The following is a 13,718-nucleotide window of genomic DNA, read 5'->3' on the forward strand; positions in this document are numbered from 1 at the left end:
CACAACACCCGCCCATGAGCGCCTTCGACGACGACACCCGGGTGTGGCCCGGCGACCGCCCCGGCCGCTACACCGGCACGGTGCACCCGGCCTGGAACATCGGCGCCAACCCGAACGGCGGCTACCTGCTGGCGCTGGCCGCGCAGGCGCTGCGCCAGGCCACGCCCAACCAGCCCGATGCGCTGAGCATCACCGTGCACTACCTGCGCCCCGGGCTGGCCGGCCAGCCCTGCGAGATCGACACCCAGGTGCTGCGCAGCGGCCGCACGCTCAGCACCGTGCGGGCCACGCTGGTGCAGGACGGCAGCGCCCGCATGGAGCTGCTGGCGGCCATGGGCGACCTGGGCGCCGCCGGCAGCCAGCCGCCGCCCGTCATCGCCCTGCCGCGCCCCGTGCTGCCGCCGCCCGAGGCCTGCCCCGGCCGCTCGGCCTCGGCCCAGGGCGTGGGCTTGCCGATCCTCAACCGCCTGGACATCCGCCTGCACCCCGACCAGGCCGTGCCCGGCGCTGCCGGCGAGGCGCGGGTCAGCGGCTGGATCCGCTTTGCCGACGGCCGCGCACCCGACGCCCTGGGCTGCCTGCTGATGGCCGATGCCTTCCCGCCCGCGGTGTTCGGCCTGCTGGGCATGGTGGGCTGGGTGCCGACCATTGAACTGACGGTGCACCTGCGCGGCCGGCCGGCGCCGGGCTGGCTGATGGGCGCCTTCTGGGCGCAGGACCTGCGCGACGGCCGGGTGATCGAGGATGGCGCGCTGTGGGATGCCGATGGCCAGCTGGTGGCCCAGGCCCGGCAGCTGGCCCTGGTGCGCAGCCCTGACGGCGGTGCCAAGGCCCCCGGGTGAGCAGCGCCGGCCCCGCCCCGGCCGAGACCGCCCGCCAGGCGCTGCTGGTCGGCACCGCGGGCTACCTGTTCGCTGCGGTGCTGTGGGGCCTGAACCTGCCGCTGTCGGCCGCGCTGCTGAAGCACTTCGATCCGTTCTGGGTGTCGCCGCTGCGCTATGTGGTGGCCACGGTGCTGCTGGGCGCGATGGTGCTGGTCTCGCAGGGGCCGGCGCAGCTGCGCAGCCCCATCCCGCTGTGGCGGGTGGCGGTGCTGAGCGGGTGCGTGGCCGGCTTCCTGGTGCTCTACAACCTGGGGCTGTTCCGCACCCATCCGATGACGGTGGCGGCCATCTCGGCCGGATCGCCGGTGTACGTGGCGGTGGTGTCGCGGCTGATGACCGGCGCACGGCTGGAGCGCGGCTTCTGGGGCGCCACCACGCTGACGCTGATCGGCGCGGGCATCGCGATTGCCGGCCGCAGCCAGGCCCTGGTGGATGCCGGCGGGCCGGCGGTGGGTGTGGCACTGCAGCCGCGGGGCGGCGAGCTGCTGGTGGTGCTGGGCATCTGCAGCTGGACGGCCTATTCCATCCTGGCGCAGCGCTGGTTTCCGCCCACCACGCCGCAGCTGCGCCGCACCTGGCTGACGACGGTGTGGGCCCTGCCCTGGCTGTTCGGCTTCTGGGCGCTGGCCCGCGCCACCGGCCTGGCCGGCGCACCCAACCTGAGCCCCGCGCCGCTGCCGGTGGTGCAGCTGCTGATCGCCGCGGTGTTCTGCACCGCGCTGGCCACCGTGGCCTGGAACACCGGCGTCAACCGCCTGGGCATCCAGACCGGCGGCATGTGGCAGAACACCGTGCCGGTGTTCGCGGTGCTGATCTCGCTGCTGTTCTTCGGCGTGCAGCCGCTGCCCGCGCAGATCCTGGGTGGCGCCATCGTGTTGACCGGCGTGCTGTACATGCAGTGGCAGCGCAGCCCGGCTCGGCAGAAATCACCAGTTCCCAGCCCCACCGCAAAGGACTAAGCTTTGGCCATGATCGACACACCCGACGCCCCCACCGCCGCCGCCACGGTCCCGATGATCGATGGCATCCCCCTCACGCCCAAGCAGGTGACCGTGATCGGCGCCGACCAGATGGCGCCAGCGCCCACGGTGGCGGCCGAGCGGCTGCGGCGCAAGCAGAAGCTGGCCGGTGCGCTGCGCATCTTCGGCCGCTTCGGCTTCGGCGAGGGCGTGGCCGGCCACATCACCGTGCGCGATCCCGAGTTCCCCGACCATTTCTGGGTGAACCCGCTGGGCCTGTCGTTCCGCCATATGAAGGTGTCGGACCTGCTGCTGGTCAACCACCATGGTGAAGTCGTCATCGGCAAGCATGCGGTCAACCGCGCCGCCTATGTGCTGCATGCCGCGGTGCACGCGGCCCGGCCCGACGTGGTGGCCGCCGCGCATGCGCACTCGGTCTACGGCAAGGCCTTCAGCGCGCTGGGCGTGCCGCTCGATCCGCTGACCCAGGACGCCTGCGTGTTCTACGAGAACAACGTGGTCATCGCCGAGCATGGCGGCGCCGTGGTGTTCGAGACCTCGGCCGGCGCCGATTTCGCCCGCGCCTTCGGCCAGAACCGCGCGGCCATCCACCAGAACCACGGCCACTTCACCGTGGGTGCGTCGGTGGACGAGGCGGTGTTCTGGTATGTCTGCTTCGAGCGCTGCGCCCAGGCCCAGCTGATGGCCATGGCCGCCGGCACGCCCAAGCTGGTGCCGCATGCCAACGCGGTGTACACCCGCGAGAACGCCGGCAGCGCGGCCGTGGGCTGGACGCACTTCCAGCCGCTGTGGCAGGAGATCTGCCGCACCGACCCCGAGCTGTTCGACTGACTTGGCGGCGCCCACCCTGATGCAGTACCGCCGCCTCGGCACCAGCAACCTGCAGGTGTCGGCCCTGTGCCTGGGCACGATGATGTTCGGCGACCAGACCGATGCGGCCGAGGCCGGCCGCATCGTCGCCCATGCCCACGCCGCCGGCGTGAATTTCATCGACACCGCCGATGTGTACACCCACGGCGCGTCGGAATCGATGGTGGGCACGCTGATCCGGCCGCACCGGCATGACTGGGTGCTGGCCACCAAGCTGGGCAACGCGATGTCGAAGCGGCCCAACGAGGGCCATTACTCTCGCATCTGGATGCTGCGCCAGGTGGAAGCCAGCCTGCAGCGGCTGCAGACCGACCACATCGACATCCTCTACCTGCACCGGGATTTCCCGGGCATGGACCTGGAAGAACCGCTGCGGGCGCTGGACGACCTGGTGCGCGGCGGCAAGATCCGCCACTGGGGCCTGTCCAACTTCCGCGGCTGGCGCATTGCCGAGCTGGTGCACGGCGCGGCACGGTTGAACATGCCGGGGCCGGTGGTCTGCCAGCCGTACTACAACCTGCTCAACCGCATGCCCGAGGTCGAGATCCTGCCGGCCTGCGACCACCATGGCATCGGCGTGGTGCCCTACAGCCCGATCGCCCGCGGCGTGCTGACCGGCAAGTACCTGCCCGGTGCCCAGCCCGAGCCCGGCAGCCGCGCCGGCCGCGGCGACAAGCGCATCGCCGAGACCGAGTTCCGCGCCGAGAGCCTGGCCATCGCCCAGCAGCTGCAAGGCCATGCCGAGGCCCGGGGCGTCACGCTGGCGCAGTTCGCCACCGCCTGGGTGCTGGCCAACCGCATGGTCAGTTCGGTCATCGCCGGCCCGCGCACGCTGGCGCAATGGGAGAGCTACCTGCCCGCGCTGGACTGCAGCCTCACCGCCGAGGATGAAGCCCTGATCGACGGCCTGGTGGCCCCCGGCCACCCGTCGACACCGGGATTCAACGATCCGGCCTATCCGCTGGTGGGGCGGCGCACCAAGGCCGGCTGAGACCCGCTGCCGGGCGGCACCCGGCGCACCGATGCAACAGACATTCCCGCCCTACCCTGGCGACGCCAGCGGCCGCGATGAAACCGTGCGCGCCGATGTGACGCTGCGGCCCGACGGCACCCGCCGCTTCACCTTGCAGTCCAGCCAGGCGCAGCGCGACGGCGCGGCGCAGCAGCGCAGCATCGATGAACTGCCGGACGCGCCCCGCGTGCAATCGCCCAGCGCCCTGTTCGACGCGCTGTTTGCCATGGCGGTGGACGACGCCCGCCTGAACAGCGTGGACGCGATCCAGGACGCCGCCTACAACGGCGGCCAGCCCATCCCCTGCCGCGGCTTCCAGACCGGCGAGCGCTGGCACTATGTCTGGACGCGTGACCTGGCCTACGCGGCCCACCTGGGCCTGGCCTGGCTGGACCCGGAGCGCACCGCGACATCGCTGCTGTTCAAGACCAGCGGCTGGCGCGACGGCATCACCCCGCGGGCCGGCCTGCCGGCCAGCAGCACCCAGATCGTGCAGGACACCGGCTCGGGCGGCAGCTGGCCGGTGAGCACCGACCGGGTGAGCTGGGCCTGGGCCGCCCAGAGCGTGCTGGACATGCTGGACGGCGATGCGCGGCAGGCGTTTGCCGACCGCGCGCGGGCTGCCCTGCAAGGCACGGTCGAGGCCGACCGCCTGGCGGCATTCGACCCCGCCTCGGGCCTCTATGGCGGCGAGCAGTCCTTCCTGGACTGGCGGGTGCAGAGCTGCGCGCCCTGGATCACCGACCAGCTGGCGCGCATGGCCGGCGCGCGTGCGCTGTCGACCAACGTGGCGCACTTCCAGGCCTTGCAGCTGCTGGCGCAGCTGTCCGACGCCGCGGGCGATGCCGCTGCGGCGGCGCGCCATGCCGGCTGGGCGGCCGATCTGCGCACGGCGATCGACCGGGTGTTCTGGCTCGATGAGGCGCAGCAGTACGCCAGCCTCACCAGCGACGACGGCCACCCGATCGCGCTGCACAAGTTCGACCTGCTGGGCACGGCGCTGGCCGTGGTCAGCGGCGTGGCGCCGCCGCAGCGGGCCGCCGAGGCGCTGGCCCGCTATCCGCATGCGCCGTTCGGGGCGCCGGTGCTGGCGCCGCAGCAACCGGGCGTGCCGGTCTACCACAACCGGGCGATCTGGCCCTTCGTCACCGCCTACGCACTCCGCGCTGCCGCTCAGGTGGGCAACCCGGCCATCGCCGGCCATGCCTTCGATTCGCTGCTGCGGGGCGCAGCACTGAACCTGTCGAACATGGAGAACCTGGAGTGGCTGACCGGCCTGCCGCAGTTCGATGATGGCCCGGTCATCAACTCGCGGCGGCAGCTGTGGTCGGTGGCCGGCTACCTGGGCGCCGTCGCCGAGAGCGTCTTCGGCTGGCGGGTGACCGGCGACGGCCTGCACATCGCCCCGTTCCTGACCACCGCCGCACGGCGCGCGCTGGGCGACGGCGCGGCCGCCACCCTGTCGGGCCTGCGCTGGCGCGGCCACCGGCTGGAGATTGCGCTGGCCCTGCCACCGATGCCGGCCGACGCGGCCGGGCCCGCCCACTACCCGGTGCTGCAGGTCACGCTGAATGGCCAGGCGATCAACGGCGTGATCGGGCCGCAGCAGCTGGCTGCCGGCGACAACCGGATCACGGTGGCGTTTGGCTCGCCGGTGCCCGGCGACACACGGATCGCGCGGGTCGCGACCGTCGATGCGATGGACCGGGCGGATGCGCGGGTGTTCGCGCCCGATGTGCCGCAGGTGCTGTCCCTCGACCGCACGCCCGGCGGCACCGTGCTGCAGTTCGCTGCCCCAGCCTACCGCGAGGCGCTGCGCTTCAACATCTACCGCGATGGACACCCGGTGGCCACCGGCCTGGCCGCCCCCACCTGGACCGACCACCAGGCGCAGCCAGGCGTGGCCCATGTCTATGCGGTGGAGGCGATGGGCATGGCCTCGGGCCACCGGTCGCACCTCAGCGCACCGGTGCGGCTGGACAATTCGGTGCAGCGGCTGGCCTTGGGCGACTGGTTCGTTCGCGACCGCGCGGGCCCGGTCGGCCTGGAACTGCTGTACGACAACCATGCGCACGAGACGCAGACCGGGGTGACCAATGCCGTCAAGGTCTTGCGGGTGCGGGACAGCGCTGGCCAGGCAGTGGCGCAGGGCGTCGTGCAGATGCCCCACATCGAACCCGACGGCGACCGCCATCCGCTGCGGCTGTCGACGATGCTGCGCTGCCAGTTGCCGGCAGGCCGCTACCGCGCCGAGTTGGCCGACTTCTTCAACATGAGCCACCTGCAGGCCAATGCCAGCTACGGCGGCGCCGGCGGCGCCGGCGGGCCGCTCAATGCGGCCGACATCGCCGCGCTGCAGGTGGTGACGCTGCCCGACACGCGCTGAGGCACGCCACGCGCGCCCGCCGGCCTCCCGCCGCCTGCTTGCGCGGGAAGGCGGGAATCTCGATCTCGTCCATGCCATTGCGCGACAGCGCTTCCATCTTGGCCGCGGCCTGGTGGCGGTTGGCAGGCAGCACCGAAGATCACATGCGCGTCGTCGGCCGCATCGCGGCGGATGGTGTTCATCGCTGCACAGCGTTCGCTGTGCTTGACGTTGGCCTTGTTGGCGGCGATTAGCACCAGCACACGGCCCGGGAACTGGCTCGCCATGGCGGGCCTGCGCGCGCCGCTCAGGTCGATGCCTTCGGGCAACGGGCAGGTCACGGCCGCCTTGGTGGTGCGGTCGGGGTTTGCACCCGCCTCCGACCCTCAGCCGATGTACGACCTGATGACGAAGCAGACAGTCAGCCATCAGGCACGGACGCAACCTCAGACGTCAGTCTGCGTAGGACCCTGCCGCCTGGATGACCTTCGCCCACCGCATCACTTCAGCTTCCACAAACTTCTTGTGCGCAGCCGGTTCCACGCGAGCATCCGAAACGACGGTGATGCCCAGCGCCTCCTGGCGCTTGATGAGTTCGGGATCCTTCAGCGCTCCGCGCAGCGCCTCGTTCAGCTTCGCAAGCACGGGCGCGGGCGTGTTCTTGGGCGCGTAGAGGCCGTGCCACACCGTCACGCCGAAGTCCGGCAGGCCAGACTCCGCCAGTGTCGGCAGGGACGCCAGCGAGGGCAGCTTCATGCGCTCCTTGCTCGTCACCGCGAAGGCGCGCACCTTGTCGCCCTCGATCTGCGGCACGGCGTTCGTCGCCTGCTCGCACATCAGGTCGACCGTGCCCCCCATCAGGTCCGTCATCGCCGGTCCCGTGCCCTTGTACGGCACCGTGGTCAATTCCGTCTTCAACGCACTCTGCAGCATCAGCCCGCACAGATGCGAGGCCGAGCCCACGCCAGCGTGGGCCAAGTTGACCTTGGTCGGGTCGGCCGCGATCCACTTGCGCAAGTCGGCAAAGCTCTTGGCCGGCAGCGTCGTGCGCCCGATCAGAGTCGACGGCGCTTCGTTGATGAGGCCGAGGTAGGCGAAGTCGTCGATGCCCTTGTAGGGCAGCTTGCGGTACAGGGTGGGTGCCGTCGCGAAACCAATGTGGTGCACGAGCAGCGTGTAGCCGTCGGCAGAGGCCGTCGCCACCTTCGCTGCGCCCAACGTGCCGCCGGCACCGCCCACGTTCTCGACGATGACCGTCTGGTTGAGCTTCTTGCGCAGCGCTTCGGCCAGGTCGCGGGCGATCTTGTCGCTCGGTCCGCCTGCGGCGAAAGGCACCACCAGAGTGACGGGCTTCTCTGGGAACTCCGCCCGGGCCGCGCCCACGCCGGCCAGAAGAACCGAGGCCACGGCAAGGCCCCACGTACGCCGATGCAATTTGTCCATGCTTGTCTCCGTTGTGGAGCGCCTCAAAAGAGCGCCATGGACGAGATGATCGGGATCTGCGCCGCCGAGGGCCAATGCCCAATTTCTTGGCTTTGATGCCTTCAAAGCACCGCCGTCGGAACCACCGCCTCAGTGACCCGACGCGGCTGCGCTGGCCGCCTTCCAGAAGTGTTCGGCAGCCTTGCCGGACTGTCCACGCTGGCGGTACAGGCGCACCTGCAGATCGATGCGCCAGTCGTCCGGCGCCGCGACGGCGAGCCGTCCGCTGGTCAGGTCGTCCTCGACCAGCAGCTTCGGAAGCCACGCGAGGCCGCGCCGGTCCAGCGCCATTGTTCGCAGCACCGATGCCAGGTGCGCCGTGAGTGCCTGGTGCACGTGCAGCCGATCCAGCGCGGGCCCCTTCAACTCCTTGAGGATGCGCCCGAGCCCGGACTCAGGGCTGTAGCCCAGCCATGGAACTGGAGCACCCTTGCTACTTTCAGGCAGCGCGTGAAGTGGCTCGCCGCCTTCTCCGGGTGCCGAGACTGGGATCAGCTGGTCCGCCCCGACGACGATGCTCGGAAAGTCTGCCTCGTCCAACGGCCCGCGCACACCCGGGTGCCCGTGAGCCAGCATGAAGTGCACCTGGTTCTGCGCCAGCAGCGTCTCGCACTTCTGCTGCACGTCCGACATCAACTGCAGTTGCCCCATCGACGCCTGCGCCTCCAGGGCATGCAGCCAGCGCGGCATGAAGGTGAACGACAGCGCATGGGTGGCCGCGAAGCGCAACGTCGTCGAACTGGCCTCCGCGATGGCCCGTGCCTCGCCCGGCATGCCGGCCACGCGCGACTGCAGGTCCTGCGCGACCGTTCGGAACCACTCGCCCACCTCGGTGACCCGCGCCGGCTGCGAGCTGCGGTCGAACAGGTCCGCGCCGAGCCACTCTTCCAGAGCGCGGATGCGCCGGCTGAAGGCCGGCTGCGTCATGTGCCGCTCGTCGGCCGCACGCGAGAAGTTGCCGGTGGACGCAAGCGCCATGAAGTCGTCGATCCAAGACAAGTTCATGGTCATGGCGGTGCTTTCAAGGCATCAAAGACTAGATAAACAGCATTGGGCAGAACCGGCGCCGCCCACGATCATTTCGACATCGCAACCCCAACCCGACCCGCAGGAGACCACCGTGAAGATCGTCGAGATTCGTGAGAAGACCATCCCCATCAGCTCTGCCATCCGCAACGCCTACATCGACTTTAGCAAGATGAACCTCAGCCTCGTGGCCGTCGTGACCGACGTGATCCGCGATGGCAAGCCGGTGGTGGGCTACGGCTTCAACTCCAACGGCCGCTACGGCCAGGGCAGCATGATGCGCGAGCGCTTCATCCCACGCATCCTGGAGACGAAGCCCGATGACCTGATCGACGCCAGCGGCAAGAACCTCGACCCGCACAAGATCTGGAACGCCATGTTCCGCAACGAGAAACCGGGCGGCCACGGTGAGCGCTCGGTGGCCATCGGCACGATCGACATGGCCGTGTGGGACGCGGTCGCCAAGATCGAAGGCAAGCCGCTGTTCCAGCTGCTGTCCGACCGCTACGGCGATGGCAAGCCGAACCGCAAGATCTTCGTCTACGCCGCCGGCGGCTACTACTACCCGGGCCAGGACTACAAGAAGCTTCAGGACGAGATGAAGAGCTACATCGACCGCGGCTACACGGTGGTGAAGAAGAAGATCGGTGGCGCCTCGCTCGACGAGGACCTGCGCCGCATCGACGCCATCATGGAAGTGCTGCAGGATGGCCAGAAGCTGTGCGTGGACGCCAATGGCAAATTCGACCTGGAAACGGCCGTTGCCTACGCCAAGGCGCTGTCGCAGTACAACTTGTTCTGGTACGAGGAGCCGGGCGACCCGCTGGACTACGAGCTGCAGGCCACTTTGCGCCAGTTCTACAAGAACCCCATGGCCACCGGCGAGGACCTGTTCTCGATGCAGGACGCGCGCAACCTCATCCGCTACGGCGGCATGCGCCCCGACCGCGACTGGCTGCAGTTCGACTGTGCTCTGAGCTACGGCCTGGTCGAGTACCTGCGCACGATCCAGATGCTGAAGGAACACGGTTGGTCGCCCAGCCGCTGCATCCCGCACGGCGGCCACCAGATGTCGCTGAACATCGCGGCAGGTCTGGGCCTGGGTGGCAACGAGAGCTACCCCGACCTGTTCCAGCCCTTCGGCGGCTTCCCTGATGGTGTGAAAGTCGACAACAGCTACGTCACGCTGCCGGACCTGCCCGGCATCGGCTTCGAAGGCAAGGCCGATCTGTTCCGTGAGATGAAGGCACTGGCCGGCTGATGTCCTACAGGGCCGAGCGCCCTGTCTCCGCCTGCACGCTGCGGGAAGCCAGCCCTTTCGAGGTGACAGTGGACGGCACGCCGTACAGCCGCCGCCGCCCTACGCATCGCCACTTTCGGACCCATGATGCCGGTAGGCCTCGCCGCTGCGGATCGCGCGTCGCGCGGTTCGAACGTCAGGTGTCTGGCGCTGCCGGGAGCGACGGCTCCTGGCCGGTTCCCGCCGCCCGGCCCGCCGCCCAAGCCCCGGGCTGGCATGGCTGAACCGACCAGAGGTGAAACAGCCCCCAGACCCGGCGTCCCAGGTCTGGGGGCTTGCTTGCAAAGGCCCCCGCTGCGGGCCGCAGCCTCAGTCCGCCTGCTTGCGCAGGAAGGCCGGGATCTCGATCTCGTCCATGCCGTTGGATGACAGCGCTTCCACCTTGGCCGCCGCCTGGTGGCGGTTGGTGCGCCACACGCTGGGCGTGCTGAGGTTGCCGTAGTCGGGCTGCTGGACCTGGCCCGTGCCACCGGGCTGCGGCGTGGCCAGCACCTGGTTCAGGATGGGCAGGTTGTCGGTGCCGGTGCGCAGCGCGGGCTGGGCGGTGGGCTGCACCACCGTCAGCGGCGGGGTCTGCTGGCGGGCGCCGCGGCTCAGGCCGGTGGCGATCACGGTGACGCGCAGTTGGTCGCCCAGGCTGTCGTCGTAGGCGGCGCCGAAGATCACATGCGCATCGTCGGCAGCGTAACGGCGGATGGTGTTCATCGCCGCACGGCTTTCGCTGAGCTTGAAGTTGGCCTTGTTGGCGGCGATCAGCACCAGCACGCCGCGCGCGCCGCTGAGGTCGATGCCTTCGAGCAGCGGGCAGGCCACGGCGGCTTCAGCAGCTTTGGTGGCGCGGTCGGGGCCGCCGGCCTGGGCCGTGCCCATCATGGCCTTGCCGGGCTCGCTCATCACCGTCTTCACGTCCTCGAAGTCGACGTTGACCAGACCGTGCATGTGGATGATGTCGCTGATGCCGCCCACGGCGTTCTTCAGCACGTCATTCGCGTGGGCGAAGGCCTGGTCCTGGGTCACGTCGTCGCCCAGCACGTCCAGCAGCTTTTCATTCAGCACGACGATCAGGCTGTCGACATTGGCTTCCAGCTCGCTGGTGCCGGCGTCGGCCTGCTTCATGCGGCGCGGGCCTTCGAAGTCGAACGGCTTGGTGACCACGCCCACCGTCAGGATGCCCATCTCCTTGGCCACCTTGGCCACGATGGGCGCGGCGCCGGTGCCGGTGCCACCGCCCATGCCGGCGGTGATGAACACCATGTTGGCGCCTTCCAGGCTGGCGCGCACGCGGGCCTCGGCCTCTTCGGCCGCGGCCTTGCCCTTCTCGGGCTTGCCGCCGGCACCCAGGCCGTTGTCGCCCAGCTGGATCAGCTGGTGCGCGCTGCTGCGGTTGAGCGCCTGCGCATCGGTGTTGGCGCAGACGAACTCCACGCCCTGCACGCCCTGCGTGATCATGTGCTCGACGGCATTGCCGCCACCCCCGCCCACGCCCACCACCTTGATGCGGGTCCCCTGGTCGAATTCTTCGATCATCTCGATAGGCATGTGAATCTCTCCTGTGTCGTCGTCAAGCAGTTGCCAAAATTCTGAAGGTCAAGCCAAAGAGCGCGGGGTTGTTTGAACCCCTGTTGTGTCTGGCCCGGTGGTCGCTGTGCCGCCGGGTCGTTGTGGTCAGAAATTGCCGAGAAACCAATCCTTCGCGCGGCCCACCAGGGTCTTGACCGACCCCGCCTGTGCCGCCACCTTGTGCCCGCGGGCCCGGGCCATGCGGGCCTCTTCCAGCAGGCCCATCACCGTGGCGCTGCGCGGGTTGGCCACCATGTCGAACAAGGGCCCGTGGTAGGTGGGCAGGCCCTTGCGCACGGGCTTCAGGAAGATGTCCTCACCCAGCTCCACCATGCCCGGCATCACTGCGCTGCCGCCGGTGATGACGATGCCGCTGGACAGCAGCTCTTCATAGCCGCTCTCGCGGATGACCTGGTGCACCAGGCTGTAGATCTCTTCCACCCGCGGCTCGATCACGCCGGCCAGGGCCTGGCGGCTGAGCATGCGCGGCGCGCGGTCGCCCAGGCCGGGCACTTCCAGGTTCTCGCTCGGGTCGGCCAGCAGCTGCTTGGCCACGCCGTACTCCACCTTGATCTCTTCCGCATCCTTGGTGGGCGTGCGCAGCGCCATCGCGATGTCGCTGGTGATCAGGTCGCCGGCGATCGGGATCACCGCCGTGTGGCGGATCGAGCCTTCGGTGTAGATGCTGACATCGGTGGTGCCGGCGCCGATGTCGACCAGGGCCACGCCCAGCATCTTCTCGTCCTCGGTCAGCACGGCGGCGGCGCTGGCGCTGGGGTTCAGCACCAGGCGTTCCACCTCCAGGCCGCAGCGGCGCACGCACTTCAGGATGTTCTCGGCCGCACTCTGCGCCCCGGTCACGATGTGCACCTTCACCTCGAGCCGGCTGCCGCTCATGCCCACGGGCTCTTTCACCTCGTGGCCGTCGATGACGAATTCCTGCGGTTCCACCAGCAGCAGGCGCTGGTCGTTCGGGATGTTGATGGCCTTGGCGGTTTCGACCACGCGGTGCACGTCCACCGGCGTCACCTCGCGGTTGTCGCGCACGATGACCATGCCCGTGCTGTTCTGCCCACGGATGTGGCTGCCGGTGATGCCGGTGTAGACCCGCTCGATCTTGCAGGCGGCCATCATCTCGGCCTCCTTCAGCGCCTGCTGGATGCTCTGCACCGTGGCGTCGATGTTGACCACCACGCCGCGCTTCAGGCCATGGCTGCTGGCCACGCCCAGGCCAGCCAGCCGCAGCTCGCCGCTGGGCAGCACCTCGGCGGCCACCGCCATCACCTTGGCGGTGCCGATGTCCAGTCCGACGATGAGATCCTTGTATTCCTTGGCCATGTTGGCGGTGCCCTCGGGTGTTTTGTGTGGCCGTCTGCGCAGCGTCTTGCCGTGTCTATTTCTTGCGGGCCGGCGGCACCGGCTCGCTGGTGCTCACGCCCTTCAGGCGCACCGCAAATCCATCCAGGTGCCGCAGGTCGGCCGATTCCAGCGGGCGCTGGTAGCGCGCCTCCACCCGCGGCAGCGTCTGCACGAAGCGCTGGGTGCGGGCGATCACCTCGTCTTCGGTGCCGCGTCCCAGCTCGATCACGGCGCCCTTGTCCAGCGTGGCGCGCCAGGAGCCGCGGTCGGACAGCTCCAGCTGCGCCAGGTCGCCATCGCGCAGGTTGCGCTGTTGCGCACTGAACACCGGTGCCAGCCGCTGGAGCATCGCCAGCATGGCCGGGGCGCTGCCTTCGGGCCCCTGCAGCCGCGGCAGGCTGTCGTCTTCCACATCGCCGATGTTGGCCTCGAACACCTCGCCATGGCTGTTGACCAGTCGGTCGTTGCCATCGGTGCCCAGCCACAGTGCGGCCGGCCGGTGTTCTTCCAGCCGCACCGCCAGCCGGCCGGGCCACACCCGCTGCACCACCGCATGGCGCACCCAGGGCACGGCCTCGAAGGCCGCGCGGGCCTGCTGCAGGTCCAGCGTGAGGAAGCTGCCGGCCAGCCGCGGCGCGGCGTTGGCGCGGATGGTGCTCTCGCTGTTGCGGGCGACATCGCCCTCGATGCGGATGGCGCGGATGTCGAACAGCGGGGCGCGCGCCAGCCGCTGCAGGCCAGCCGCCAGCAGGCCCACCACCACCAGGGCGAGCACGGTGTTGGCGGTGGCCTGCATCAGCCGCACATCCGCCGGCAAGGCCACGCCTGCCGCTGCAGCCTGGCGGCTGAACGGGGTGGCGAGGGTGGCGGCGCGGACCAT

At 69.7% G+C, this 13,718-nt stretch carries 11 protein-coding genes; 6 read left to right on the forward strand and 5 right to left on the reverse strand.

The genetic code is table 11. The features are described from left to right. Nucleotides 1-14 precede the first annotated feature (14 nt). Genes FFT10_RS15780 through FFT10_RS15800 form a run of 5 tightly spaced genes read left to right on the forward strand, consistent with a single transcriptional unit; the run spans nucleotide 15 to nucleotide 6,132 of the window. Nucleotides 15-842, forward strand: coding sequence for an acyl-CoA thioesterase (locus FFT10_RS15780; RefSeq protein ID WP_162520817.1), 828 nt, complete (start codon nucleotides 15-17; stop codon nucleotides 840-842). After that, nucleotides 839-1,843 (forward strand): DMT family transporter, encoded by a 1,005-nt coding sequence (locus FFT10_RS15785; RefSeq protein ID WP_137733815.1) that lies wholly within the window; start codon nucleotides 839-841, stop codon nucleotides 1,841-1,843. The genes FFT10_RS15780 and FFT10_RS15785 overlap by 4 nt, the downstream gene beginning before the upstream one ends. 9 nt (nucleotides 1,844-1,852) lie before the next feature. Next, on the forward strand, nucleotides 1,853-2,695 hold the full coding sequence (locus tag FFT10_RS15790; protein WP_137733816.1) for a class II aldolase/adducin family protein: 843 nt from the start codon (nucleotides 1,853-1,855) through the stop codon (nucleotides 2,693-2,695). A 19-nt stretch (nucleotides 2,696-2,714) separates the two neighbouring features. Then, nucleotides 2,715-3,725: an aldo/keto reductase gene (locus tag FFT10_RS15795; RefSeq protein WP_137734008.1), complete on the forward strand. Its 1,011-nt coding sequence runs from the start codon at nucleotides 2,715-2,717 to the stop codon at nucleotides 3,723-3,725. 31 nt (nucleotides 3,726-3,756) lie between these two features. Further along, nucleotides 3,757-6,132, forward strand: coding sequence for an MGH1-like glycoside hydrolase domain-containing protein (locus FFT10_RS15800; RefSeq protein ID WP_137733817.1), 2,376 nt, complete (start codon nucleotides 3,757-3,759; stop codon nucleotides 6,130-6,132). A gap of 432 nt (nucleotides 6,133-6,564) precedes the next feature. On the opposite strand, the gene FFT10_RS15810 is transcribed toward FFT10_RS15800, so the two are convergent. Both FFT10_RS15810 and FFT10_RS15815 read right to left on the reverse strand, forming a co-directional pair. After that, complete coding sequence (locus FFT10_RS15810) at nucleotides 6,565-7,554, reverse strand: tripartite tricarboxylate transporter substrate-binding protein (RefSeq protein ID WP_137733818.1); 990 nt, start codon at nucleotides 7,552-7,554, stop codon at nucleotides 6,565-6,567. Nucleotides 7,555-7,683: 129 nt separating this feature from the next. Next, nucleotides 7,684-8,604, reverse strand: a complete 921-nt coding sequence (locus tag FFT10_RS15815) for a LysR substrate-binding domain-containing protein (RefSeq protein ID WP_228027135.1) — start codon at nucleotides 8,602-8,604, stop codon at nucleotides 7,684-7,686. 109 nt (nucleotides 8,605-8,713) lie between these two features. Here FFT10_RS15815 and FFT10_RS15820 point away from each other — a divergent pair, with 109 nt between their 5' ends. Then, entirely contained in the window at nucleotides 8,714-9,880 is a 1,167-nt protein-coding gene (locus tag FFT10_RS15820; protein WP_137733819.1) for a mandelate racemase/muconate lactonizing enzyme family protein, read from the forward strand. A 348-nt stretch (nucleotides 9,881-10,228) separates the two neighbouring features. Here FFT10_RS15820 and ftsZ read toward each other — a convergent pair whose 3' ends face one another. From ftsZ to FFT10_RS15835, 3 genes are all read right to left on the reverse strand, one after another. Continuing rightward, complete coding sequence (ftsZ, locus tag FFT10_RS15825; RefSeq protein ID WP_137733820.1) at nucleotides 10,229-11,458, reverse strand: cell division protein FtsZ; 1,230 nt, start codon at nucleotides 11,456-11,458, stop codon at nucleotides 10,229-10,231. 126 nt (nucleotides 11,459-11,584) lie between these two features. Beyond that, entirely contained in the window at nucleotides 11,585-12,817 is a 1,233-nt protein-coding gene (gene ftsA / locus FFT10_RS15830; protein ID WP_137733821.1) for a cell division protein FtsA, read from the reverse strand. A 55-nt stretch (nucleotides 12,818-12,872) separates the two neighbouring features. After that, nucleotides 12,873-13,718 carry a cell division protein FtsQ/DivIB gene (locus FFT10_RS15835; RefSeq protein ID WP_137733822.1) on the reverse strand — a complete coding sequence of 282 codons (846 nt, stop codon included), beginning with the start codon at nucleotides 13,716-13,718 and terminating at the stop codon, nucleotides 12,873-12,875.

The organism is Pseudaquabacterium pictum (assembly GCF_005403045.1).
GTDB classification, from domain to species: Bacteria; Pseudomonadota; Gammaproteobacteria; order Burkholderiales; family Burkholderiaceae_C; genus Pseudaquabacterium; species Pseudaquabacterium pictum.

Excerpts from the sequence above, each read along its gene's own strand:
- FFT10_RS15800 (WP_137733817.1), top strand. The coding sequence starts at position 3,757 with ATGCAACAGACATTCCCGCCCTACCCTGGCGACGCCAGCGGCCGCGAT.
- FFT10_RS15815 (WP_228027135.1), bottom strand. The coding sequence starts at position 8,604 with ATGACCATGAACTTGTCTTGGATCGACGACTTCATGGCGCTTGCGTCC.
- FFT10_RS15780 (WP_162520817.1), top strand. The coding sequence starts at position 15 with ATGAGCGCCTTCGACGACGACACCCGGGTGTGGCCCGGCGACCGCCCC.
- FFT10_RS15810 (WP_137733818.1), bottom strand. The coding sequence starts at position 7,554 with ATGGACAAATTGCATCGGCGTACGTGGGGCCTTGCCGTGGCCTCGGTT.
- FFT10_RS15795 (WP_137734008.1), top strand. The coding sequence starts at position 2,715 with ATGCAGTACCGCCGCCTCGGCACCAGCAACCTGCAGGTGTCGGCCCTG.
- FFT10_RS15835 (WP_137733822.1), bottom strand. The coding sequence starts at position 13,718 with ATGGTCCGCGCCGCCACCCTCGCCACCCCGTTCAGCCGCCAGGCTGCA.
- FFT10_RS15790 (WP_137733816.1), top strand. The coding sequence starts at position 1,853 with ATGATCGACACACCCGACGCCCCCACCGCCGCCGCCACGGTCCCGATG.
- ftsA (WP_137733821.1), bottom strand. The coding sequence starts at position 12,817 with ATGGCCAAGGAATACAAGGATCTCATCGTCGGACTGGACATCGGCACC.
- ftsZ (WP_137733820.1), bottom strand. The coding sequence starts at position 11,458 with ATGCCTATCGAGATGATCGAAGAATTCGACCAGGGGACCCGCATCAAG.